The sequence below is a fragment of the Biomaibacter sp. TOL genome, from assembly GCF_059717795.1.
Genome location: NZ_AP046092.1, coordinates 376,145 through 397,114 on the forward strand (window position 1 = coordinate 376,145; position 20,970 = coordinate 397,114).

The 20,970-nt window shown below is 43.5% G+C and carries 22 protein-coding genes and 1 pseudogene; 3 read left to right on the plus strand and 20 right to left on the minus strand.

The features are described from left to right. A complete protein-coding gene (locus tag AC6I1H_RS01990; protein WP_497739369.1) occupies nucleotides 1–1,182 on the minus strand; it encodes a zf-HC2 domain-containing protein in 1,182 nt (393 codons plus the stop codon). A 3-nt stretch (nucleotides 1,183–1,185) separates the two neighbouring features. Then, complete coding sequence (locus AC6I1H_RS01995; protein ID WP_497739370.1) at nucleotides 1,186–1,761, minus strand: RNA polymerase sigma factor SigX; 576 nt, start codon at nucleotides 1,759–1,761, stop codon at nucleotides 1,186–1,188. Between the two features lie 562 nt (nucleotides 1,762–2,323). Here AC6I1H_RS01995 and AC6I1H_RS02000 point away from each other — a divergent pair. Together AC6I1H_RS02000 and AC6I1H_RS02005 are read left to right on the plus strand one after the other, a co-directional pair. Then, nucleotides 2,324–2,521, plus strand: a complete 198-nt coding sequence (locus AC6I1H_RS02000; RefSeq protein WP_497739371.1) for a helix-turn-helix transcriptional regulator — start codon at nucleotides 2,324–2,326, stop codon at nucleotides 2,519–2,521. Between the two features lie 3 nt (nucleotides 2,522–2,524). Continuing rightward, the gene (locus AC6I1H_RS02005) at nucleotides 2,525–2,944 is read left to right on the plus strand and encodes a hypothetical protein (RefSeq protein WP_497739372.1); all 420 of its coding nucleotides are present in this window, start codon (nucleotides 2,525–2,527) and stop codon (nucleotides 2,942–2,944) included. A gap of 4 nt (nucleotides 2,945–2,948) precedes the next feature. Here AC6I1H_RS02005 and AC6I1H_RS02010 read toward each other — a convergent pair. The 10 genes and pseudogenes from AC6I1H_RS02010 to AC6I1H_RS02055 all read right to left on the minus strand — a co-directional run. After that, nucleotides 2,949–3,755 (minus strand): annotated as a pseudogene (locus AC6I1H_RS02010) (copper amine oxidase N-terminal domain-containing protein); the annotation flags it as partial. 10 nt (nucleotides 3,756–3,765) lie between these two features. Then, nucleotides 3,766–5,199: a leucine-rich repeat domain-containing protein gene (locus AC6I1H_RS02015; protein ID WP_497739373.1), complete on the minus strand. Its 1,434-nt coding sequence runs from the start codon at nucleotides 5,197–5,199 to the stop codon at nucleotides 3,766–3,768. Nucleotides 5,200–5,320: 121 nt separating this feature from the next. Then, on the minus strand, nucleotides 5,321–5,563 hold the full coding sequence (locus AC6I1H_RS02020) for a hypothetical protein (protein ID WP_497739374.1): 243 nt from the start codon (nucleotides 5,561–5,563) through the stop codon (nucleotides 5,321–5,323). Then, entirely contained in the window at nucleotides 5,526–5,702 is a 177-nt protein-coding gene (locus AC6I1H_RS02025; protein WP_497739375.1) for a hypothetical protein, read from the minus strand. Before AC6I1H_RS02025 ends, AC6I1H_RS02020 begins: the two co-directional genes overlap by 38 nt. A 127-nt stretch (nucleotides 5,703–5,829) precedes the next feature. Further along, on the minus strand, nucleotides 5,830–6,615 hold the full coding sequence (locus tag AC6I1H_RS02030; protein ID WP_497739376.1) for a hypothetical protein: 786 nt from the start codon (nucleotides 6,613–6,615) through the stop codon (nucleotides 5,830–5,832). 237 nt (nucleotides 6,616–6,852) lie between these two features. Further along, complete coding sequence (locus AC6I1H_RS02035; protein WP_497739377.1) at nucleotides 6,853–6,984, minus strand: hypothetical protein; 132 nt, start codon at nucleotides 6,982–6,984, stop codon at nucleotides 6,853–6,855. Nucleotides 6,985–7,252: 268 nt separating this feature from the next. Further along, nucleotides 7,253–8,671: a DL-endopeptidase inhibitor IseA family protein gene (locus AC6I1H_RS02040; RefSeq protein ID WP_497739378.1), complete on the minus strand. Its 1,419-nt coding sequence runs from the start codon at nucleotides 8,669–8,671 to the stop codon at nucleotides 7,253–7,255. A 63-nt stretch (nucleotides 8,672–8,734) separates the two neighbouring features. Next, nucleotides 8,735–8,995, minus strand: coding sequence for a hypothetical protein (locus AC6I1H_RS02045; protein ID WP_497739379.1), 261 nt, complete (start codon nucleotides 8,993–8,995; stop codon nucleotides 8,735–8,737). 25 nt (nucleotides 8,996–9,020) lie between these two features. Further along, nucleotides 9,021–9,419, minus strand: coding sequence for a hypothetical protein (locus AC6I1H_RS02050; protein ID WP_497739380.1), 399 nt, complete (start codon nucleotides 9,417–9,419; stop codon nucleotides 9,021–9,023). 146 nt (nucleotides 9,420–9,565) lie between these two features. After that, on the minus strand, nucleotides 9,566–9,961 hold the full coding sequence (locus AC6I1H_RS02055) for a stalk domain-containing protein (protein WP_497739381.1): 396 nt from the start codon (nucleotides 9,959–9,961) through the stop codon (nucleotides 9,566–9,568). Between the two features lie 100 nt (nucleotides 9,962–10,061). Between AC6I1H_RS02055 and AC6I1H_RS02060 the strand changes: the two genes are divergently transcribed. Next, complete coding sequence (locus AC6I1H_RS02060) at nucleotides 10,062–10,220, plus strand: hypothetical protein (protein WP_497739382.1); 159 nt, start codon at nucleotides 10,062–10,064, stop codon at nucleotides 10,218–10,220. Nucleotides 10,221–10,379: 159 nt separating this feature from the next. On the opposite strand, the gene AC6I1H_RS02065 is transcribed toward AC6I1H_RS02060, so the two are convergent. The 8 genes from AC6I1H_RS02065 to AC6I1H_RS02100 form a co-directional block, all read right to left on the minus strand. Continuing rightward, on the minus strand, nucleotides 10,380–11,324 hold the full coding sequence (locus AC6I1H_RS02065; protein ID WP_497739383.1) for a hypothetical protein: 945 nt from the start codon (nucleotides 11,322–11,324) through the stop codon (nucleotides 10,380–10,382). Between the two features lie 290 nt (nucleotides 11,325–11,614). Continuing rightward, nucleotides 11,615–12,781 (minus strand): sugar ABC transporter permease, encoded by a 1,167-nt coding sequence (locus tag AC6I1H_RS02070; protein WP_497739384.1) that lies wholly within the window; start codon nucleotides 12,779–12,781, stop codon nucleotides 11,615–11,617. Continuing rightward, complete coding sequence (locus tag AC6I1H_RS02075; protein WP_497739385.1) at nucleotides 12,781–14,304, minus strand: xylose ABC transporter ATP-binding protein; 1,524 nt, start codon at nucleotides 14,302–14,304, stop codon at nucleotides 12,781–12,783. Before AC6I1H_RS02075 ends, AC6I1H_RS02070 begins: the two co-directional genes overlap by 1 nt. A 195-nt stretch (nucleotides 14,305–14,499) precedes the next feature. Beyond that, nucleotides 14,500–15,600 carry a D-xylose ABC transporter substrate-binding protein gene (gene xylF, locus AC6I1H_RS02080; protein WP_497740684.1) on the minus strand — a complete coding sequence of 367 codons (1,101 nt, stop codon included), beginning with the start codon at nucleotides 15,598–15,600 and terminating at the stop codon, nucleotides 14,500–14,502. A gap of 120 nt (nucleotides 15,601–15,720) precedes the next feature. After that, nucleotides 15,721–16,923: an ROK family protein gene (locus AC6I1H_RS02085; protein ID WP_497739386.1), complete on the minus strand. Its 1,203-nt coding sequence runs from the start codon at nucleotides 16,921–16,923 to the stop codon at nucleotides 15,721–15,723. A 26-nt stretch (nucleotides 16,924–16,949) separates the two neighbouring features. After that, nucleotides 16,950–18,452, minus strand: a complete 1,503-nt coding sequence (xylB, locus tag AC6I1H_RS02090) for a xylulokinase (protein ID WP_497739387.1) — start codon at nucleotides 18,450–18,452, stop codon at nucleotides 16,950–16,952. A gap of 21 nt (nucleotides 18,453–18,473) precedes the next feature. Then, complete coding sequence (locus AC6I1H_RS02095; RefSeq protein WP_497739388.1) at nucleotides 18,474–19,499, minus strand: sugar phosphate isomerase/epimerase family protein; 1,026 nt, start codon at nucleotides 19,497–19,499, stop codon at nucleotides 18,474–18,476. A gap of 455 nt (nucleotides 19,500–19,954) precedes the next feature. After that, entirely contained in the window at nucleotides 19,955–20,959 is a 1,005-nt protein-coding gene (locus tag AC6I1H_RS02100; RefSeq protein WP_497739389.1) for a type II TA system antitoxin MqsA family protein, read from the minus strand. Between the last annotated feature and the right edge of the window lie 11 nt (nucleotides 20,960–20,970).

Here is a 20,970-nt window from a genome sequence, read left to right on the forward strand (position 1 = left end):
TCACCTCAAAGACTCTGCCATCTGAAGTGCTTTGTCTTCAGGCAGCGAAGAAGCTAACCAGTACATGAATTCCCCGTCGGACCATATGACGGTATTTGCAGCAAAATCAACATGCTTCACAGAATTAATATGCTTCACAGACATGAACACGCCCCTGTTGCCGTTTACATTAATTTCCTTGACATCAGTATCCTCTCCAACAGGCACCGGCAGCGTTGTTTTCCAGTCTTTTATGTCTGCCAGTTGTTTCCTCAGGTTTTCCGGAATGAACGGAAGGGAGATTACCGCGTGCCTTACAGCATCCATGTCAACGCCATCGGGCACATGAATGTCGGGGAGCTTTGTCTTCTGTATGATTATATCCTGCGTTACGCCTTCCTGCTTTGATGAGCTTTCGTAGAGCAACAGGATGTCATTGTTTATTGAAATCGTGAATTTCTTGCCATCCAGGGCTTCAGGGAAAAATGTCGACCCTCCGAAGGTGGATATCAATTGATTGAGGTTTTTAACATCCGGGGTTACATCTATACGCGCGGGATTTGAGACACGTATATTTGTAAGCTTAAACCCTTTGGGAGCTTCCGGCGGCAATATGCTAACACCAACTTCATCTTCAATTGACTTTAAAGCCTTATCCAGAGAAGAGTCATCATCAATTTGATACTCTTTTTTCATTTCTCCTCCGTCTATTTTTATCCTTCCGTACTGTTTTAAATCTATGTCCTTTAAGCCTTTTTCTTCCAGCTGATCCTGTATATTTGCCAGATCGTCGCAAGTGAGGGTTACGGTCTTGAATTGCGATACCCTGAAAATGCTCAGAAAATCTGCTGCTGCATCCCTCACCGGAGCCACCCATATAGCTGAAGAAATCAGCACTGCTGCAGCCGTTCCTGCCAGCAGCTTTTTATACTTCCTCATCATATAATAAAACACTCCCTGTCTTTCATAAGATTTTTTACCCAACTTTCTCCTGAATCTCTCCCATGCCATCTCGCTGTTGAGAGGATTTGAGATCTCCTTCAGGGTAATCCTGCCCTTCACAAAGGCATCAATTTTTTTCAGGTCGTCAAACCTATCCCTGCATATTTCGCACGTTTCTAGGTGCTTACAAACTTCTTGAATTTCTTTCGGGGAAAGCTCCCCATCAATATATGCCTGGATCATGCCCTCGTCATAACACATGCTTCACACCTCCCCGTACAGTTCTTTAAATCTTCTCTGGGCTCTGGCCACAAGGGTGCCTACTGAAGTCTTTTTAACATTGATGACTTTTGCTATCTCAGCGTAGGAATAGCCCGAATGCTTCATTATCAGGACGGTCCTGTCCCTTTCATGCATCCTGCGCAAAACCTCGCGGACGGCTATTGCATCGTCCTGCTGAAACGGCGTAAATGCAGGAAGGGCATCCGTAGCCCCCACCCTGGTCTCTCTCAACATGCGGTTTCTTTCACTCCTTATATGATTTAAAGCCAGGTTTTTCGCAACCTTATAAAGCCATGCCCCTATATGTTCCTCATTCTTCGGGGGGCATTCATAAAGCCTCAAAAAGACTTCCTGCGCAAGGTCCTCTGCCATATACTGGTCATGCAACATGCATATAAGCTGCTTTTCGATCCTGTCATAGTATTCCATGAATATCTTTTTAAACTCCAGAAGAACACCCCCTCCGCCGGGCCCGGTTTCCATATATATAAACACAGCAAAATAACAAAATGTGACATTCTCAATGATTCCAGTTATGGTGGCTGTTGCATGAGACAAAGAACCAAGCCCGGCCCTGGCTTTCTTGGATATTAAACTGCCTTATATGAAAGGGATAGAGCTGGTTGAGAACAAAGTTATCTCCGACCCCATGCTGCGAATACTGTTTACTTTACCACACCTGTTCTTTTTGGCAGCCTTAACCCATATCGTTAGCAAAAGCCGATGGCGGTTGCCGTTGATGGCACAGCTGACTGAAGCAAACGGTGGGGCACCCACTTGGCTGGCAACTTATTGGACAATGCTTTAGAGGCTGCAAAAACCAACTGCTCTCCAATGGTAGAAAGGTTATAAACAAACAAAAGATAGAGAGCTTATTTCGTACGAATATGCAAATACCATGAAAGACTGATTCTTAAGCCAAGCCTGTCTTAAAAAAGTACTCTGTTTTTCTATTATATTCCATGAGTTTCTATTAATAATTAAGAGCCGGGAATTGGGCACAGAGAAATTCCTCGTGCCCGATTTCTTTTAATCAGCTATGTAAAATACACTTGACAAATTACGTAAAGTAAACTATACTTTAAATGTAAAGTTTGCTTAACATGGCCGGAGGTGAAATATGAAAAACCGTATTAAGGAGCTGCGCAGGGAAAAGCACATGACCCAGGAAGAGCTGGCGTCACTTTGCAAAGTCACACGGCAGACCATTATATCCCTTGAGAACGGCCGATACAATCCATCTATTCTCCTTGCCCATAAAATAGCCAAAATATTCGGATTGTCGATTGAGCAAGTATTTATTTTCGAGGAGGAATGATTTATGAATTACGCTAAAAAGATGCTTATTTATGCTTTAATACAAACCGCTGTCGGCATTATTTTATTGCTGGCCACCATCTTTATTCATTTCAGTGACGGTTTCAAAGAAGGTGTGCTTTCAGGGATAGCCGGCGGGCTTGTCTCCACCGGAATACTGGGTATTGTTGCCTGCCTTCGATTGATTAAAAACCCCGCAAGAGCGATGGAAGTCGAAATTGCCAAAGATGAAGAGCGCACACTCTTTTTAAAGGCGAAAGCAAATTCAGCCACTTATTCTGTGACGCTCTATATCGAAGGTATTGGTATCTTGGCGGCGGGTCTGGCAGGCTTCAGAGAAGCATCCATGACCCTGGCAGTTCTCCTGCTCGTTCAGCTTGTCTTCAATATGGGTTTTGCCTATTACTACGGACAAAAATATTAATCATCTAACGCTCACGATAACCCTCGACGAAAAATTGCCACCCGTAAGCCGTAGTATCCATGTGACGCTCGTAGAATCCCCCTGGTACAATTTTAACCTTCGCTGCTGCAAAAGGGCTACCGTGTAGGGCAACATAAAATCGGCATATGCCGCCTATGGTCAGACCGGTCTGAGTTGTTATTGTATCATGCACCACCTGGAAGTAATCGTTTCCGTCGGAAGCCGCATAATGGATTAATCCGGGTTTAAGAAAAACCCCGTATCCTCCCGGCGGAACGGGTTTGCCTGAAAAATCGGTCTGGTTCCACGCCAATTTAATGCTGTAGTATTCTCCCGGTTTTAAGGTCCCTTTTAAAGCGGGCAGGGCCTTTTCCCACACAGGTACATCCCTGTCGGAATATATGGTTATAACAGGAGAATATTCTATTATATCGAGAGTTTCGGGCTCCTTACCCTGAGAATCGGTTAAATCAGCGTTATATCTCAGTGTTAAATTGAGTATTACATCCTGCCCGGCATCAAACTTTTCCGGCCAAACTCCCGACGAAAGGTGATATAATTCTACATCAAAGGGGGCTTGCCGGCCTACATACGTCAAAGCATCCGGCCCTTTGTTCCAGACTCCTAAACAGATGTCTTTTATGTCCACGATACCGGCATCCGGCCTCCAGTCCACTTTAGCCCCCAGAGCCTCTGAAACAAATCTTACCGGTATCAATACTCTTCCTTTAACCATCCTTGCCGGAACATCCAGGGGTATCTCAGTATCATTTTTCATGGCCGATTTTTTATTTAACTCAAGTATGACGGTATTTTCATCCTTATTTTACTGTAACCGTCCTGGTTTGTCCATCCCACTTTACTTCGGCGCCCAGCCGTTCAAAGACGGCTCTTATGGGGACTAAAATTCTGCCCTTTTCAGTGACCGGTTCTACGTCCAAACTTACCTGTGCCCCGTTGATAACAATGGCCGGTGAAGTCCTGGTCGATCTGCCTTTAAAGGTTTCACCTTGCCTGTCATAATCCACGCTTACACCTCTTTTTTGAAGTATATCTAAATATTTTTTCGACTTATCAATATCAATGGGATTTTCCCAAAGATTCACAGAACCGCCCGGTCCCGGCACTGCTTTAATTAAAGGAGATATATCCTTAATCCTATTATTAAACAAGTCAACGCTTACTATTCCGGTCAGTTTTGCCAGAGGTGATATGTCTTCTATGTAGTTTTGACCAAGACTTAGGTATTGTAAATTTTTTAAGCGGGAAACTGTTGAAATATCTTTAATTTCATTGCTTCGAAGGTGAAGGACCCTTAACCTCAGCAGATTTGAAATGGGAGATATATCCCGGATCTGATTTTGAGAAAGATCCAAATAATTTAATTTTCCGAGCCCCGAAAGACTTGAGACATCTTTTATGTTGTTGTCATTGATATTGAGTTCCTCCAATTCGGTCAGATTTGCAATAGAGGACACATCTTCAATTTGGTTGTTCTGAAGTGTCAGGGATTTGAGCCTTGTTAAACCTTTAATGGGAGAAATGTCCTTGATCCGATTTACGCTGAGGTCAAGCCTTTGGAGATTCTTCATGCCCTCAACCGGCGATATGTCACTAATGAGATTATTGGAGAGAGAAAGTTCCTGGAGGTTTGTCATTCCCCGCAGGGGAGAAATATCCTCGATAAGGTTCCCGTTCAATTTGAGGATTTTCATGTTTGTGAGGTCTTTTAAGGGCGAAATATCTTGAATCATTCCGCAGGGATTGTTTACTAAAATTGCGTCAGGAAGTAGATTTTTGAGAAGTTCTTTTAGTTCATTGGGATGTGTGCCGACTATTCCACCCACCCCCAGAACCAAAGTATGCAAGTTTTTAAGACCGCGGAGGGGGCTTAAATCTCTTATCATAGATGTATTATTTATAATCAGGCTTTGCAGGCTCAATGCATATTCCAGCCCCGTCAGGTCCCGGACCACACCCGTCTCTATTTTCAAGTCTGTCAATCGGGCCATGTCTTCTGCCGTTATTTCCCCCGTGGTTTTTAATTTCTCCCGAACAGCAGTCTCCAGAACCCCATCTTTAAAATGTATGAAACTGCCCCGGAGTTCAGCTGCAGCCGATACTTGAAACAACATTACCGTACACACTAGAGCAGGTAAAGATATTTTTTTAATAATCTTTGTAATAATAAAGTAAAATTCCTCAATTCTCGGTATGATACCAGTCTTGACACATTTTGGCATAGAATTCATCATGATTGTCTCCCTTCTTTTTTTATCATTGCACATGAACTGCCAAATTTAAGTGCAACAATTCCGTTTCATATTACATCAGACGCAAAGCCCGATAAAAAAGTTCCTGGTTTAGGCTAATCTGTCACTCAATTTTCAATTTATTGAAGCAGCCTGTATCAGAACCTATATACAGTTCATCACCTATCCTTGTCAGCATTTCAAAAGTATTTTCATAAAATCTTGCCTCTGCTTCGCCAACCGAAAAATCTGAAACCCTGTAGACAAATTCACCGGATTTTTTATCAAAGGCAAATATGCCTCTAAATGTGGCAATCACCAGTTTATCCTTAATGATGACCGGTTTTTTTCCAACCTTTTTGCTCATTCTGTGTTACAAACGGAGCGGACCATATCTCTTTGCCGGTCCTTAATTCTACAGCCGAGACTTTATCATCCGTGTAATAATACAGTATGTCTTCTTCTATCACCGCAGATTTGAACTGCGCCTCTTTTTTCCATAACACTTTATGCTTATCCAATGAATACAAACTGAATCCGGATGGTTTTTGATATTTCAGGTCGTTTATTACCGCATACTCATCGTTAAGAACTCGAAGGACACGATAGTCAATGGTCTGTTTGTCGCCCTGATCAAATTTTATAAAAAAAATAGTCCAGGGCCACAAGCACGATGCCATTTGAGCCAGCAATGTTTATCTGATTGTTGAAATGTTTTTCCCACACTATGCGGCCCGTATTGACTTCTATTTTTGCCAAAGCTGCGTTTGGACCCGCAAGCTGTGATAAAAAAATATATCTCCCATCTTTGCTGAAATAATAGCTCATTCCTTTATGGCTCAAATAATACGACCATAGCTTTCTGCCCGTTTTTCTGTCCAAACAGTATAAATAAGAATCGAAATGGTATCCGCTGAGGCCGCCGTCGTCTCCGTACACCAGAATCACATCATCGGTCCAGCCCGCAAGGTAGTTGTATGCCAGATCGCCGTTGAAGCTCCATTCATGTGTGAATTCCTGCCGCCACCGGCCCAGGGCATGCTGTCTTTCAAGGATGCAGTCATCAAGGTCTGCTTTAAAGTAATACAGCTTGCCGTCACTTTTCATAGTGGCCGCGATAAAAAGTTTTTTCTCTTCAGAGAAAATAGCGTCCGTTGAGTATATATCTTTAATCTTATCTATCTCCGGCGGAATATCATACCGTATGAATTGCTCCTTGAAGCTGTCCCAAACCTGCAAATATTGTCTTTCATTGACCTGCTGCAAAAAAATGTCCGGATTTACACTCTGGAACCAGATTACCCGGCCTGCGGACCATATACGGGCATCGGCACCGGGCCCGGTGATATGAATGGATTCCCTGAAGTCCCCATAGATAGCTTGAAAGTCGCCGGACCTGACAGGGTGAGGGTATGTCAATTCTAAGCCTCCCGGACCTTGTTTTACTTCCCAGGAGGTTACTGTTTTTTTATTGATGTCGACCACCGATCGAATATGCCAGAAGCCCTGGTTGGCACTATATTCATAGCCGTCAGGGTGTTTATGGAATTCTCCGATGTGATAAGGGTATTCAACGCGAAGTGTGTCAGGCCCTGACCGGTATATCTTGCTAAACCACGGCCTCGGGAATTTTTCTCCCGGCGGACTTGATATCGATCATAAACCCGAAATAACGCAAAATGGCCCCATAGCCACCGGGGCTTCGATAGTGACCATGAATCCAATTATGCCGGCCCCGGCACTTACCAGCCATGACAGGGCGATATAAATGGCAATTGGTCTTTTCACAGTTTTACTCACCTTCTTATCGTTTCTCTTCTAAACATGAAGCGCGCTCATATCATAAAATTCATTCCGGGCCTTCAAAACAGTTCGCTGCCGCTTATTTAAAATTAACCTTGTGTTTTTTCTGCATAAGCCCGGTTGAAATCTTTAGAGCTTCCTCCCTGTTTTTTGCCGGAGCTGTTATCACAAATCCGTCCTCTAAAGCATCTTCGAGGGTATGTATAAATAATGCGACTTACAACAGACACATATTATGCTCATTTGGCGGGGGCTATCTGACTAAATAAAATTTACTGAAAACCCATTTGCCATTCAAATTTTCATATATAAAATCGTGAGTTTCTTTGTCCACAGCTTTTTGTGTATCCGGATCAATAACTTCTACCTCAACACGGTAGATGATTTTCTTGTCATTTTCATAGATAATCTGATGTGTTTCATCTCCTTTATTAATATCTGTGCCTCGGTCGGCTTGGATTGCATATAAAGCACCATCAATATCCATGTAATGCATAGAAGCGTCTGATTGGCTAAGTAGTTGGTTTACAATATCATCAGTAAATAAATTCTGCAGATGATTTTTTAGGTCAGCATAAGTTTTGATTGTTTCATGTTTAACTCTGTAATATGCTGTTCCATTATAATCCTTTGAATCAGAATCATCTGTTGGCATAGTAGTCATATCGAACCAACCATACGCTTCTTCTGCTTGTTGATAGGCTAATTTTACTTGTGTTTCATTTGGCATAGTGTTTTTTTCTGTTTCTGGTGCGCCAGAAGCAAGAAGAAGGCCACCTGACAGATGATGAGTCTGCAGTTTATATTTTTCTTTGGTTTTACCCTGGACCGTCCCGTCACCCTTTATGACTATTTCGCCATTGTAGAGGGAACCTTCAATTTTCCCGATAAAGATAATGTTATCCGGGGTGTACCGGTAAAAGGACACGGCACACCTGCCATCGCGGCCGCTTTCCGGAATGGCGATTTCCTTTTCGGTATCATTTTTATCGATATCCACCAGCTCGATTTTTTTGTCTATATGGCTGCCGTAACTGGTTATCGATAAGTTATTTATCCTCAATCTGAAAAGGTCGGCGTATTCGTCACAGTAAAGAAATATTTGCTCGAGGATGCCGTCACCGTTCAAATCCGTCTCCATACTCTGGACGCCCGTTAATTCCAGCGGCATGGGAAACTCCAGTTTTCGCTGCACGGTTGTGCCTGTCTTTTCCATGGAGTCGAACATGCGGTCCATATAGTCAAGGTCGATTTTCCCATCCAGGACCCTGTAGTAGTTTATTTTTCCGCCCTTTTCCACCGATAAATATCCGTCCCTAAAAAAGCGCACGGAGATGTTCGGGCCTTGCTCCGTCGGAAGGCATATGTCGTAATAATTCATTTTATCATAATCACGCGATAAGGTCTCGCGGAGCTTTAATTTCCTATAATAATTGAGGAGCTGGGATATTTTGTTTATGTCATTGCTCCGCCTTACTCCCTCATATTTGGAATCGCCTGCTTTTTCAACAATCAGAGAGCCCCTGTAGAGGTTTATGTCCGGGGGAACTATTTCTCCGAATTCCTGCGGCCGAGAAAAATGTACATACCTGATAACACGGAAACCAAAATACAGGATTAATAACACCATTAACACGACTTTCAAGTTAATTTTTATTTTTGACTGTTTCATCCGTAAACCCCCTATTCCGTGTAACCGATTATAACATTTTAAGAAAACCACTCAATATTAAAACTAGATCGATATTAAAACTAGATCGATGAAAAAATAGCCGATTTTGCTCTCTCCGCATCTTTTTCGTCTACATAATATTTCATATTGAATAAATTGATCCTGCAGAAAGCCGCTGCTTCTAAGAACGCTGTTATTTCTTGTGGTGTATGGAATACCCTGTTCAGTTAATATTCCAATTATCTTTAAATATTGACCGTTCGCTGTAGCGGTGTAAACCAACTTTTTTTCATTGCCGACTGAATGATTCCAAAGTTTAAACATGCCGGAACCTCCTCTTTCACAAGCTTTATTCCCATCCTGCAGTATCGGGCGGAAGAGCTATGGAGTCCACCTGATTTACATACTCGTCCTTTCTGGCCACACCCAGTATCAGTATCTCGTAGTCGCCATACGCAATAAAAATTTCCTGCTCACCCGTAAAGCCGCCCGGCTTCAACTCTCTTTTATAAGCGTCATATCCTCTAATCGTACTTCCGCCACCGGGAAAAGACGCCTTTTTGTTTTCCCCAAGGTTCCACGTGTCGGAGAGCCTTATCAGGCTGTATTTTTCGATGGTAACACCGCAGGTATTTTTAAGAGCATAGGTAATCTTATTTCCCTCTACGATAGCTTCATGTATTTTACCGTTGTCAAAATATGCGTAAGATTCTCTGGCTTCCTCGTATTTTATATCCATTATCCTCACGGGAGGGAGCACTCCTTTTGCACCCTTAATCTTATAAATCACGGTCCGGGTGTCGCTTTCTCAGAGGATATCATCTCCCGTCACCTCGGAAAAGGCCCGCAGGGCTATGTAATACCGGTTGTTTATTAAAAGCATCGGCACGGACGTTATTTTTTTTCTCCTTTTTGAACCGTTTTCCCGACCCGGTCTACCTCTATTTTTTCACCGTTTTTCGAAATCTCGATGATGGGATTATCCTTTTGCCAGTTTACATTGTAGCCGAGGATTTGAAATACGAGGCGCATGGGAAGGTATACCCTGCCGCCCAGAATAAACGGCCCTTCCTTTTGGGGTGTCAGTATGAACCTGGGGACATCGTTTATGATTACAGGGGCAGCGTCTCCAAAAGGGCCGTGATCTGCAAACGGCCCTGTAAAAAGAAGTTTGATGTTGTCATAATTGGGAATAGAATCTGCAAAAGCTGCAGCGGGAAAAGTATTAATAATTAATATAGAAATCACGAATATGATTATACCGCTCTTCTTCAAAAAATTTACATTCATTCTAAAAACCTCCGTTCATTTTTCACTCTTCTTGCGGTCTCTCATTCGTAAATATCTTTGAATGCCTCCGATTACAAGACTAATGGATATGAGGAAAGGAATGATTGAAGATATTAAAGAAGACCAGGTAAATTTCGAAGAAACGAGAACCATTATGTCAGGAACGATATATAACAGACCAAAAACAATGAGTAAAAGGGGATATCTTGTTAACCTGCTCACAGGTCTCATGACGCGTCCCGTGCAGGTTTCTGGTTGAATTGCCCCGATTTGCGGAAGATGCGGTGACAGCCGCCGGCGGCAAAACCACAAAACCGTTGCCAAAGAGGCACAAAAGGCTTTGGCTACTCGCGGTGTGTATTTACGAGGCCTCCCCATGTTCCGGCTATTGGAGAAAAGAATATCCGAAAATCCTCTTTTAAATCATGGTCTGTTCTATCAGCTGTTCTTTCCTTTGCCTCAATTGCGCCATTTCCGAGGCATTTTGACTCAGCTCGTCTTCCAGGCGATCCTTCAATCGTTTTACCCTTTCGTTCACTTCACGGGCTCTGTTCAGTGCTTCATTGATATTGGATTGCACCATCCAGTCCACTATGATCCCGTCAAAGAAGTAATCGGCAAAGGTCAAACACCCATCTATGTTTATTTCAAGACCCGTATCCATCTGGACATCTTTCAATTCTCTTTGCAGGCGTCGCAAATTGTATTGGACATCGGCTATGGCGTCTCTGGCGTCATCGATTTTTGAATGTTTTATTGCAGTGGAAATCAGGCCTCCGCCGAGCATATCCCATATTCCCCAACCAGCGGCACTATCCAGGCTGTTCAAAACCTTTCCCAGAGATGAAAGCACATAACCTGCAGCTTCTCTTGCTTCCAGGAGTTCCTTTTCCCTGGCCTGAAGACGCCCCTCTTCCTCGGAAAGCTGAAACAGTTCGCCCGCTGCCTGGTTTTGCTTATTTTTCAATATTTCCTCTTTTTCTTTCAAGAGCATTTGATACTCCTGCTCGGCGTGTTCCAGTGATTCCATTTGAGAGCTCAGAGATTTTAACTGCTTTAAAAGCTCTTGTTCAACTCTCTGAGATGTTTCATATTCCACCCTGGCCGCAAGATACTCCTGCTGTTCTTTGTCAAGTTTCTCATCTTTGTTACCCATGATGGTGGCAAAAACATTAGCAAGACTCAAATGTTTTAGATTTTCCACATCTCTTCTTTCTTTCTCGAGAATCACGGCTAATTCCATTTTTCTCTGCGTTGATTGGGATAAATCTTTTTTAACAGAATCCAATTTTTTCTTTATTCTTATAGCCGTATCCCGTTTTTCTCTCGCTTCCCGAATTCGTTTTTCCAGTTCACTGTTCATGATCTTTCCTCCTGATTCTTGTAATTATTTTAAATATTGGATTTGCAACCATTCAGGTTCATTCCCACTATATATCATTATATATATAGACGGAAAAATGGCGGAAAAAGTTCCGTCTTTTTTAAAAAAATATGGAACTAATTCCGTCATCCTTCAGAACAAAAACCCCGAGCATAAAGCCCAAGGGTTTGAAACAATTGCTCAGTGGGCCTATTATACCAATTCGCACAGTATTCATGATAGGGGTGCTAAAAGCGGAAACTTGAGAGTGCAGCAAAAGTTAATCCCATTTAACTCTTATTTTTTGATGAAATATCTATCCATACGGCCGTCAAAAGTATCAGGCCTTTTACTATATACTGCCAGAAGGTTTCTATATTCAACATGCTCATACCGTTGTCAAGGCTTGCCATGACAAGTGCTCCTATGATAGATCCGCTTATGGTGCCTATGCCTCCCATCATGCTGGCTCCGCCTATGACGCATGCGGCTATGGCATCAAGCTCGGCATTTTGCCCGGCAGATACAGATGCCGCATCAAGCCTTGCTGTCAGCAGGACGCCTGCGGTGGCTGCCAGCAGGCCATTCATGGCAAAGAGCATCAGGGTGTTTTTATTGACATTAATTCCCGATAGCTTTGCGGCTTCAATATTTCCGCCTATGGCATAAACCCTCCTGCCGAATACCGTTTTGTTCAATATATATGAGAATAGAATGGCCAGCACAGCCAAAATAAATATGGGAAATGGTATGCCCTGATAAAGGTTCAAAATTGCAATGAAAGCCACAAGGAGTATAATTATTCCTGCAGTTTTGCCGATTTCCAGCGGCACCGGCATCACATCCAGATTATATTTTATTCTTTGTGTTCTGCTTTTTACTGAACTGTATATGATGGCCAGTATCAACAGTGCGCCCGAAAAATATCCTGTGATGTTTGTGAGGTATGCCTGGCCTAAAAATTTAAATTCAGGGCTCAGAGGTGCGATGGTTGTGCCTCTTGTAATCCCGATCAGTATCCCCCTATAAACCAGCATTCCTGCGAGTGTAACGATGAAAGAAGGCACCTTTTTGTATGCCACCCACCATCCGTTCCAGATTCCAATCAGAAGGCCTACTACAAGAGCGATTAGAATTGAAAATATCCCATTCACGTTGTACCAGACGTTGAGTATGGCTGAGATACCACCGGTCAGGCCCAGCAATGATCCCACCGACAAGTCTATTTGAGCGGCAATTATTACAAATGTCATGCCTATGGCCAGCACACCGGTTATCGACATCTGCCTAAAAAGATTTGACAGGTTTCTTGGCGTTAAAAAATCTCCTTTCGTGGCGCAGGTAAAGATGATCCATATGGACAGCAAGGCTATTATCATCGTATATGTCCTTATATTGAAACCCGGAATATTTTTTCCACGCCCGGTTGAGGGCGTCTCATTCAAATTTACTGCCATTAGTTTCTCCTCCCTATAGCACATTGCATGATAGTCTCCTGGTCCAGGTTCTTATTTATGAATTCTCCTTTGATCTTTCCTTCATGCATAACTATAACCCGATCAGCCATGCCTATTATTTCCTTCAACTCCGAAGAAACCATAATCACCGATATGCCTTCCCTGATGAGTTCATTGATCAGTCTGTAGATTTCATATTTTGCTCCCACATCTATGCCTCTGGTTGGTTCATCCAGTATCAATATATTTAATTTTCTGAGCAGGTACCTTGCCAGAATAACTTTCTGCTGGTTTCCTCCGCTCAGATTTTTCACCAGTGTCTTTAAATGGGGCGTCTTTATGCGCAGTTTCTTTACAATTTTCAGAGAATCCAGGTTCTCTCGCATGCTGTTTATTGAATCAAGCCTTTCCCTGTAATCTTCAAGGCTGGCTATCGTTATGTTGTCTTTTACTGAAAGCGGTTCTATCAAGCCCAGTTTTTTTCGATCCTCCGGCACCATGGCAATGCCGTATCTCAATGCGTCCTGGGGGGTTTTTATGACTATCCTTTTGCCGTTTAAAAATAGTTCTCCATTCCACTTCCCAGGATAGGAGCCATATATGCTCGAAACAAGTTCGGTCCTCCCAGCGCCGATGAGCCCCGCAATTCCTAAAATCTCCCCTTTTTTCAGATTAAAACTTGCGTTATCTACAACTTTTCTTGCAGGATTTTTCACATCGAATACATCGAAGTTTTTTACACTGAAAAATTCTTCCTCCACGGCATGGTCTTCTTTTGGAAAAAGGTCAGTAATTTCACGCCCCACCATAAGTCTGATTACTTCATCCTTTGTAATTTTTTCAGCATCTCTGGTTTCTATTGTGCATCCGTCCCGAATTACAGTTATTGTATCTGCGATTCTGAAAACCTCATCGATTTTATGGGATATGTATATGCAGGTTACGTCTTTTTGTTTCAGCTGTTTCAATATGGACATCAATATTTCCACTTCAAGCTCGGTCAATGAGGCGGTGGGTTCATCCAAAATCAGCAATTGTGTGTTCTTGGATAACGCCTTGGCTATTTCTACCAGTTGCTGTTGGCCTATCCCAAGGTTCTTGACCTTTGTATATGGGTTGACATCCATCTTTAGCTCTTTCAGCAAGGCAGTGGTTCTTTTTACGCTTTCGTGGATGTTTATTATGCCTCTGGTGTTCGGTTCATTGCCAACAAATATGTTTTCGTAAATGGGCAGTTCCTTAAACAGGGTCAATTCCTGGTGTATTATAGAAATTCCCGATTTTTCAGCATCTTTTACGCTATGAAATATTGCTTTTTTGCCGTTTAAAAATATTTCTCCTTCATAAGTGCCGCAGGGATAAACTCCGCTCAATATCTTCATCAGGGTGGATTTGCCTGCCCCATTTTCGCCGCAAAGGGCGTGTATTTCGCCCTTTTTTACTTTCAGGCATACGTTGTTTAAAGCCCTTACTCCGGGAAAATCTTTGGTTATATTCTTCATTTCCAGGATGAAATCATCCATATATCTCTCCGCCTTTGTTCAAGTGATTTTTATGAGCAGGGGAATGATTTTTTCATTCCCCTCAGCCCATTGAAAGACTCACTTGACCCGCATGTATTATGGAGCGGGACTAGTTTCGCTCATCCCGTCGGCTACTGCTGCCGCAAGCGGCGTACGGGCGTGTCCGCAGCAAAATATCATGCGGGCTTCTTTCAGTTAGATTTTTGGCCACTGGTCCTTCGGAACATTTTTATAAACTTCTTCGAGTTTGTGGAATCCGTCTTTTATAACTGTTTCAGCCATGTTATCCTTGCTCACCGGTATTGGCGTCAGGAGTACTGAGGGCACATCGATCTTGCCATTATTTGTGGCTCCGTTGGTTTCAACTTTCTCGTTTTTTGCAGCGGCAACGGCCAGCTGAGCGGCTTCTGTGGCAATCAATTTTATGGGTTTGTAGACCGTAACCGTCTGGGTCCCCTCCACCACTCTCTGGCATGCGGCAAGGTCGGCATCCTGGCCGGAAATTGCCACTTTGCCCGCCAGTTTTTGCGCTGCAAGGGCTTGAATTGCGCCTCCTGCTGTGCTATCATTAGAAGCAACAACTGCATCTATTTTGTTTTTGTTGGCCGTGAGGGCATTTTCCATGATCTTTAATGCTTCCTCAGCCAGCCAGTCTTTTACCCATTGATCGCCCACCACTTTAATGGCGCCTTTGTCGATCAAGGGCTGCAGCACCTTCATCTGCCCTTGCCGCAGCAGTTTGGCATTATTGTCGGTGGGCGATCCTCCCATCAGGAAGTAATTGCCGGAAGGCACCCTGTCTACGACGGCTTGCGCCTGAAGTTCACCGACTTTCACGTTGTCGAATGAGATGTAATAATCCACATCCGAATTGGTTATCAGCCTGTCGTATGCAATCACCTTTACGCCCGACTTGTGAGCTTCTTCCACTATGGGCGCCATGGCATCGCCGTTATGCGGTATTATGACCAGAACATTTATGCCCTGGGCTATCAGGTTTTCGCACTGGGACATCTGGGTCTGGTCGTCACCGTTGGCTGACTGTACCAAAACTTCGGCTCCCAATTCTTTCGCCTTTTCCACAAAGTAGTCTCTGTCTTTCTGCCATCTTTCCAGCCTCAGGTCATCCATGCTGAGACCTATCCTGATTTTCTCGGGCTGCTGTGGAGTCTCCTGTGCCTGCTGGCTTTGAGAACTCTGGCTTTCACTGGTTGGGGCTTTTGCGCAGCCCGCCAGGCTTGCAAGCAGCAGTAAAAATACGCTCAGAATAACAACAGCTTTCAATCCCTTTGACATTAACATTTTCTTGCCTCCCTTTTGAAAATTCAATAAAATTAGATTAGTTTAAAGCAATAACTTTTCTCATTCTCACCCCCCTTGAAGAACAGCTATTATAATCCAATCTTGACTTCTGTTTTAAACCTCCGGTGTGGCAAACACCTTTGACATAACCAGCGATACCGCCCCCATGGCGCAGGCATGCATGTTAAGCCGCGAGAGGGCAATAGAAACTTCGGAATATCTGGTTATAAAGCTGCGCTGTTTTACTTCGTTCTTTACTTCTTCTAAGACTATGTCGCCCGCCATGGAAATGGTATTTCCGATAATTACCAGATCCGGGTTGAAGGTATTTATGATGCCGGCTACTCCCACTCCAAGGTGCCTGCCCACCCATCGGAAGGCAGAAACGGCCAGGGGATCTCCCGACTTGGCGGCGTCCACCACATCAAAAACTGTCATTTGTTCTATCCTGTTTAAATTAATTTTTGATTTCTTTTCGAAGGAAGCGGATTGGTCTTTCAAATATCTGAAAAGGGCTTTTTCTGAGGCATATTCCTCCCAGCACCCCAGGTTTTCACATGAACAGGCTTTTCCATTCATGTCTATGGTCATATGGCCCATCTCGCCGGCAAGGCCTGAAGATCCGCGATAGAGCTCATCGTTTATTATGATTCCAGTGCCCACGCCTATGCCCGCACTTACGTAAACAAAGTTGGTAGCTTTTTTGCCCAGGCCAAACCATTTTTCTCCAATCGCGCCGGCATTGGCCTCATTATCGATGAACACGGGTACTTTGAATCTTTGTTCCACTATGTCCTTTAGGCCCACATTCATCCATCTGAGATTGGGCGCCATCAAGACCAGGCCTTTTTCGTAATTTACGATTCCAGGCACCCCTATCCCTATGCCCAGGAGGCCCTTGAGCGTTTTGGGGGCACAATTTGATACTTCCTGAATCAAGTTAAGAAGCGCCTCAACATTTTTTTCCACAGAATCCCGCGGGTTTATATTGATCCTTTTTTCTCTTATAATCTCCCCCAGAAGATTTACCAGTACCACCAGTATATAATTGACTCCCAGGTCAACGCCTATTATATTTCCCGCCTCTTTATTAATAGCAAGTATTACAGGCTTTCTTCCACCTTTGGAAGTTCCAATGCCTTCTTCTACAATCAATCCATCGGATATTAATTCGTCAACAAGAGCGGAAACGGTTGAACGGTTCAGCCCCGTCCTCTTTGATATGTCCGCCCGTGAAATCTGCACCTTTTTTCGGATATAATTCAATACGAGGGATTTGTTTATTTGTTTCACAAGAATTTGATCGGCTGTCTTCATGTAGCACCTCTGTTTTTTAGTTAGTATCAGACATTTAGCCCTGCTAGTTTATGAAAAGTTTGGCTCAGAACAGGGTACATGTCTTTGTATATCTCATATACTTCATCATATCTTTTTTTATTCTCTTCTACCGGCTCTACACTTTCCGTGACTTTTATCAGCTCATCGCAGGCTTCTTCAACAGAAGCAAACTGGCCGGTGCCAACTGCTGCCAGTATGGCTGCACCGTAGGCCGGGCCTTCGGTGGCATTTATCATGTTTACGTTTGTGTCAAATATATCTGCCAGAGTCCGGCGCCACAACTTGCTCCTGGCGCCCCCACCGGTAACCCGAACCTCCTTGACTGGAATCCCCAGAGTTTTTATTATTTCCAGGGAATCTCTCAGGCCAAAACTTACTCCCTCTATGATGGCCCTTGTCATATAACCTCTGTCGTGAGTGATATTCAGGCCGATAAAGGAACCTCTGGCATCTGGATCTGGATAAGGAGTCCTTTCACCCATCAAGTATGGGAGAAAGATGATGCCGTTGCTTGCAGAGTTGACACCTTCAGCTTCGCTCAGCAATTCGTCAAAACCTTTTTTTTCATCGACTTTGCAGATTTCTTCTGCCCACCACTTCAGGCATGATGCCGCCGACAGCATTACTCCCATGACAAGCCACCTACCGTTTGCATGGCAGAAGGAGTGAAGCCTGTTTTGTTCGTCAACATTGTATGTATCCTGGCTGGCAAACACAACTCCCGAGGTTCCCAGGGCTACAGAAACTATGCCACTTTTTACGGCTCCGGTGCCTACAGCCCCAGCTGCCTGGTCTCCGCCTCCTCCCACCACCGGAATGCCCTGCCTGAGGTTTGTCTCTTCCGCCGCTTTTCGGCTCACTTTTCCCGTCACTTCAAAAGATTCGAAGCATTGCGGAAGAACATCCCCGCATAGCCCTATAAATTCCGTTATCTCTTTTGACCATTTTCTGTTCTCCACGTCGAACATTAAGGTTCCGGAAGCATCTGATACCTCGGTGGCATATTCTCCGGTCAGTTTGTACCTTATGTAGTCTTTTGGAAGCAGCAGATGGGCAGTTTTTTCAAAGACATCCGGCAGGTATTTTTTTATCCAGAGTATCTTGGGAGCCGTGAAACCCGGCAGGGCCTTGTTGCCTGTATGCTTTGAAAGAGCAGCCTGCCCAAGTTTTTCGGTGATATACTCGCATTGCTCTTGGGTCCTCTGGTCGCACCAGAGTATGGCAGGCATTAGCACCTTTCCCTGTTTATCCATCAGCACGGAACCGTGCATCTGGCCGCTGAGTCCTATACCCTTGATTTCATCTGCCTTTGTACCGATTGTTGCAATTAGTTCCCTTATGCCTTCTTTTGTAGAATTCCACCAGTCTTCCGGATTTTGTTCAGCCCAGTTCTTTTTTGGGTAATTGATGGGGTAATTCTTCGAAATGCTTGCCGCAACCTTTCCCTCTTCATCCATCAGTACAATCTTGACCGATGATGTCCCAAGATCTATTCCAAGGTACGCCACTTTGCTTTCGCCCCCATTCTATTATTTGGCTCCCATAGCCCTGTAAACCGCCCTGCATGCCATCACCGCATCTTTTTTATTCTTTGCTTTTATCAGCTCATCGGTGTCTATCCTTTTGGCAAGGTCCCATATAAACTCCCAGTTGATTACGCTCTGTTTTACGGCTTCTATCTGGTCTTCTGTGTATGGGAAAAGGTCATAACCTATCCTTTCGCCATTTGTGCCGTAGCCCATAAGCTGGAGTTCCTTGGCCAGTTCCAGAGTCTGCATGAAGCACAGAGCTCCCACCATGTTATCATCGTCGAAAATTCCCCATCCGCTGTTGGCGTGGTGATGGCCCATCCTGCCTTCCATGTGGAGGAGCCGCGCGTATTCGGCCAGGTTTTCGCCGTTCATGATTAGGTGCTGCCAGTCCATGTTAACTTTAAGGTTTTTTGTGTCAATGCCTCTTTCCTTAACCTTGTTTATGACATATAAGGTCATGCCGATATTTCTCATGGCTATTTTCATGGCAGGTTCGCTGTTCTTGTGTTCGAGAAAGATGGTGACATTTTTTTTGTTGGCATGTTCCGCAAGGGTGCAAATGGCATCAATGAAATGATTCCACATGGCCTCGTAGTCAGTTTGGAAAGGGTAGTTGTATCCTTCTCCGCCGGGCCATATGATAAAATTTGCTCCCAAAGAAGCCGCAAGGTCGATTCCGGCCTTTGCTACTTCTAAAGCTTCCCGGCGTATGGCAGGGTCCGGATTTATAAATGAGCCGAGGGCATACCTCTCATTTACATGGTGGCCGAGAGCTATGCAGTAAATGTCCTTCCCAGCGCTCTTTAAAATGCCGTTTACCGAGTCTACATTTTTTTCGTTGATTTCATTGGGGTAATGATATTCAAACCCGTCAACATATTCCTCCAGGCCTTTTGCCGCTCTTTCGGTCTTGGCTTCCATGGTTTCATCTTTTGCCTCCAGATGATAACCTCCCGGCACAAACCTTGTGGCATTACTTCCGAAAGCCCAAATCCCTACACTGTTTTTTATTTCTCGTTGCATCCTCTTACCTCCTTGTTTGTTTATCCAACCAACAATCTATTAAAGTATATTCTACACATTTTCTTAAATTCCTGCCAAGTAAAACAATTTTTTATCAGCAAGTTCATTTAATTTAACTCTTTTATTTATCACCCTGGTAATATCCTCTTCGGGCCTTTACTTTGAAGCACATCCGACTGCAATGCTGAGGTATATGGCAGTGGGTTTCCAGGCAAAGGCCTTCTATCCTCCTTGATATCTGTTGGGCTGCTTCTTTACCTGAAACACCGCTTCTTCGGGCTGCGCTCGCATACAGCTTGCGGTAATAAAGCTGACGACGGCTGTGCGAATATCAGGCCGGTATTATACCACCTGCATGACCAACATTATAAGCATGGTTGCAGCCATCAACCGCATATCAAGGATATGGACGTCGGTCTGAAAAGTTCACTGCCTAACATGATGAGGCTGAAGAATCAGTCTTTCATGGTATTTGCATATTCATACGAAATAAGCTCTCTATCTTTCGTTTGTTTATAACCTTCTTCATCATGTGATATTTGGGATGTTGCTGCGGTAGTTTTGTTAATAAACATGTTCAGCACTTTATTTAGTATTTCAAATTCGTCCTCCGTAAAAATACTTTCATCATAATCTGCCAGAGGCTTTATTATATCGCCCGTATAATCGTATTTCTGAGTCGGCAGTATTTCTACATAACCTTCTTTTTCTGCAACCCACAGTAGCAAATCATAATCTTCGGGCACCGGGCCATACGGATATTTTTTATACCTTGCACCGGTAGCAGAAACGGTTGTGTGTTTGAATGTTAGAAAATCAAAATAAAACAGATACTTATTAAGCTTCGTTTTATACAATTCATTATCCTTGGTCGAGAAAAAAAGAATGGAGTTTAGAAACTTTTCTAGATCAAATTTTTTATAGCCTGAATATATATCTACGGGTTTCATCTGCAGTGTGTCATTTATATGACTGAAGAGTGTCGAATTTGTATTTTCGTAAAGCATTTGATTTACTGCAGCCATTGCCCTTTTGTATTGAGCGTCGTTCAATTTATCCCTATTTTTTAAAAGCATGGCTTTCATATTTTCCGGATTCTTCAAAAGTTCAAGTATATTGTTGTGAGCTTCATCCTGAATGGCGCCGGTTTCATATCTATGAATCGTTATTTCGCCCCATCCGAGTATTTTCCCAAAGGCCCTTTGACTTAGCCTGTATTTTTCTCGAATTTTCCTGATCTCATCGGGTGTCATAAGGCCGTATCTTTTTCTATATATAGCATACGCTCTTTCTAGATTGGCACTATCCAGTTCTTCATCGAAAATTTCTTCACCGCATTTATTGCATATTCGGACATTGGATGTTATATCGATTTTATCGCCTTTTACATTAAGAGTTTCTTTTTTGGAAATTATTCTGCTATCGTTAATTAGGCAGTTTGGACAAAATACAAAACTCATGTTATTTACCC

What these genes read in the sequence shown, in the direction of transcription:
- AC6I1H_RS01990 (WP_497739369.1), bottom strand. Translation starts at nt 1,182, where the DNA reads ATGTGTTATGACGAGGGCATGATCCAGGCATATATTGATGGGGAGCTT.
- AC6I1H_RS02000 (WP_497739371.1), top strand. Translation starts at nt 2,324, where the DNA reads ATGAAAAACCGTATTAAGGAGCTGCGCAGGGAAAAGCACATGACCCAG.
- AC6I1H_RS02005 (WP_497739372.1), top strand. Translation starts at nt 2,525, where the DNA reads ATGAATTACGCTAAAAAGATGCTTATTTATGCTTTAATACAAACCGCT.
- AC6I1H_RS02015 (WP_497739373.1), bottom strand. Translation starts at nt 5,199, where the DNA reads ATGATGAATTCTATGCCAAAATGTGTCAAGACTGGTATCATACCGAGA.
- AC6I1H_RS02020 (WP_497739374.1), bottom strand. Translation starts at nt 5,563, where the DNA reads ATGAGCAAAAAGGTTGGAAAAAAACCGGTCATCATTAAGGATAAACTG.
- AC6I1H_RS02040 (WP_497739378.1), bottom strand. Translation starts at nt 8,671, where the DNA reads ATGAAACAGTCAAAAATAAAAATTAACTTGAAAGTCGTGTTAATGGTG.
- AC6I1H_RS02045 (WP_497739379.1), bottom strand. Translation starts at nt 8,995, where the DNA reads ATGTTTAAACTTTGGAATCATTCAGTCGGCAATGAAAAAAAGTTGGTT.
- AC6I1H_RS02055 (WP_497739381.1), bottom strand. Translation starts at nt 9,961, where the DNA reads ATGAATGTAAATTTTTTGAAGAAGAGCGGTATAATCATATTCGTGATT.
- AC6I1H_RS02060 (WP_497739382.1), top strand. Translation starts at nt 10,062, where the DNA reads ATGATTGAAGATATTAAAGAAGACCAGGTAAATTTCGAAGAAACGAGA.
- AC6I1H_RS02065 (WP_497739383.1), bottom strand. Translation starts at nt 11,324, where the DNA reads ATGAACAGTGAACTGGAAAAACGAATTCGGGAAGCGAGAGAAAAACGG.
- AC6I1H_RS02070 (WP_497739384.1), bottom strand. Translation starts at nt 12,781, where the DNA reads ATGGCAGTAAATTTGAATGAGACGCCCTCAACCGGGCGTGGAAAAAAT.
- AC6I1H_RS02075 (WP_497739385.1), bottom strand. Translation starts at nt 14,304, where the DNA reads ATGGATGATTTCATCCTGGAAATGAAGAATATAACCAAAGATTTTCCC.
- xylF (WP_497740684.1), bottom strand. Translation starts at nt 15,600, where the DNA reads ATGTCAAAGGGATTGAAAGCTGTTGTTATTCTGAGCGTATTTTTACTG.
- AC6I1H_RS02085 (WP_497739386.1), bottom strand. Translation starts at nt 16,923, where the DNA reads ATGAAGACAGCCGATCAAATTCTTGTGAAACAAATAAACAAATCCCTC.
- AC6I1H_RS02095 (WP_497739388.1), bottom strand. Translation starts at nt 19,499, where the DNA reads ATGCAACGAGAAATAAAAAACAGTGTAGGGATTTGGGCTTTCGGAAGT.
- AC6I1H_RS02100 (WP_497739389.1), bottom strand. Translation starts at nt 20,959, where the DNA reads ATGAGTTTTGTATTTTGTCCAAACTGCCTAATTAACGATAGCAGAATA.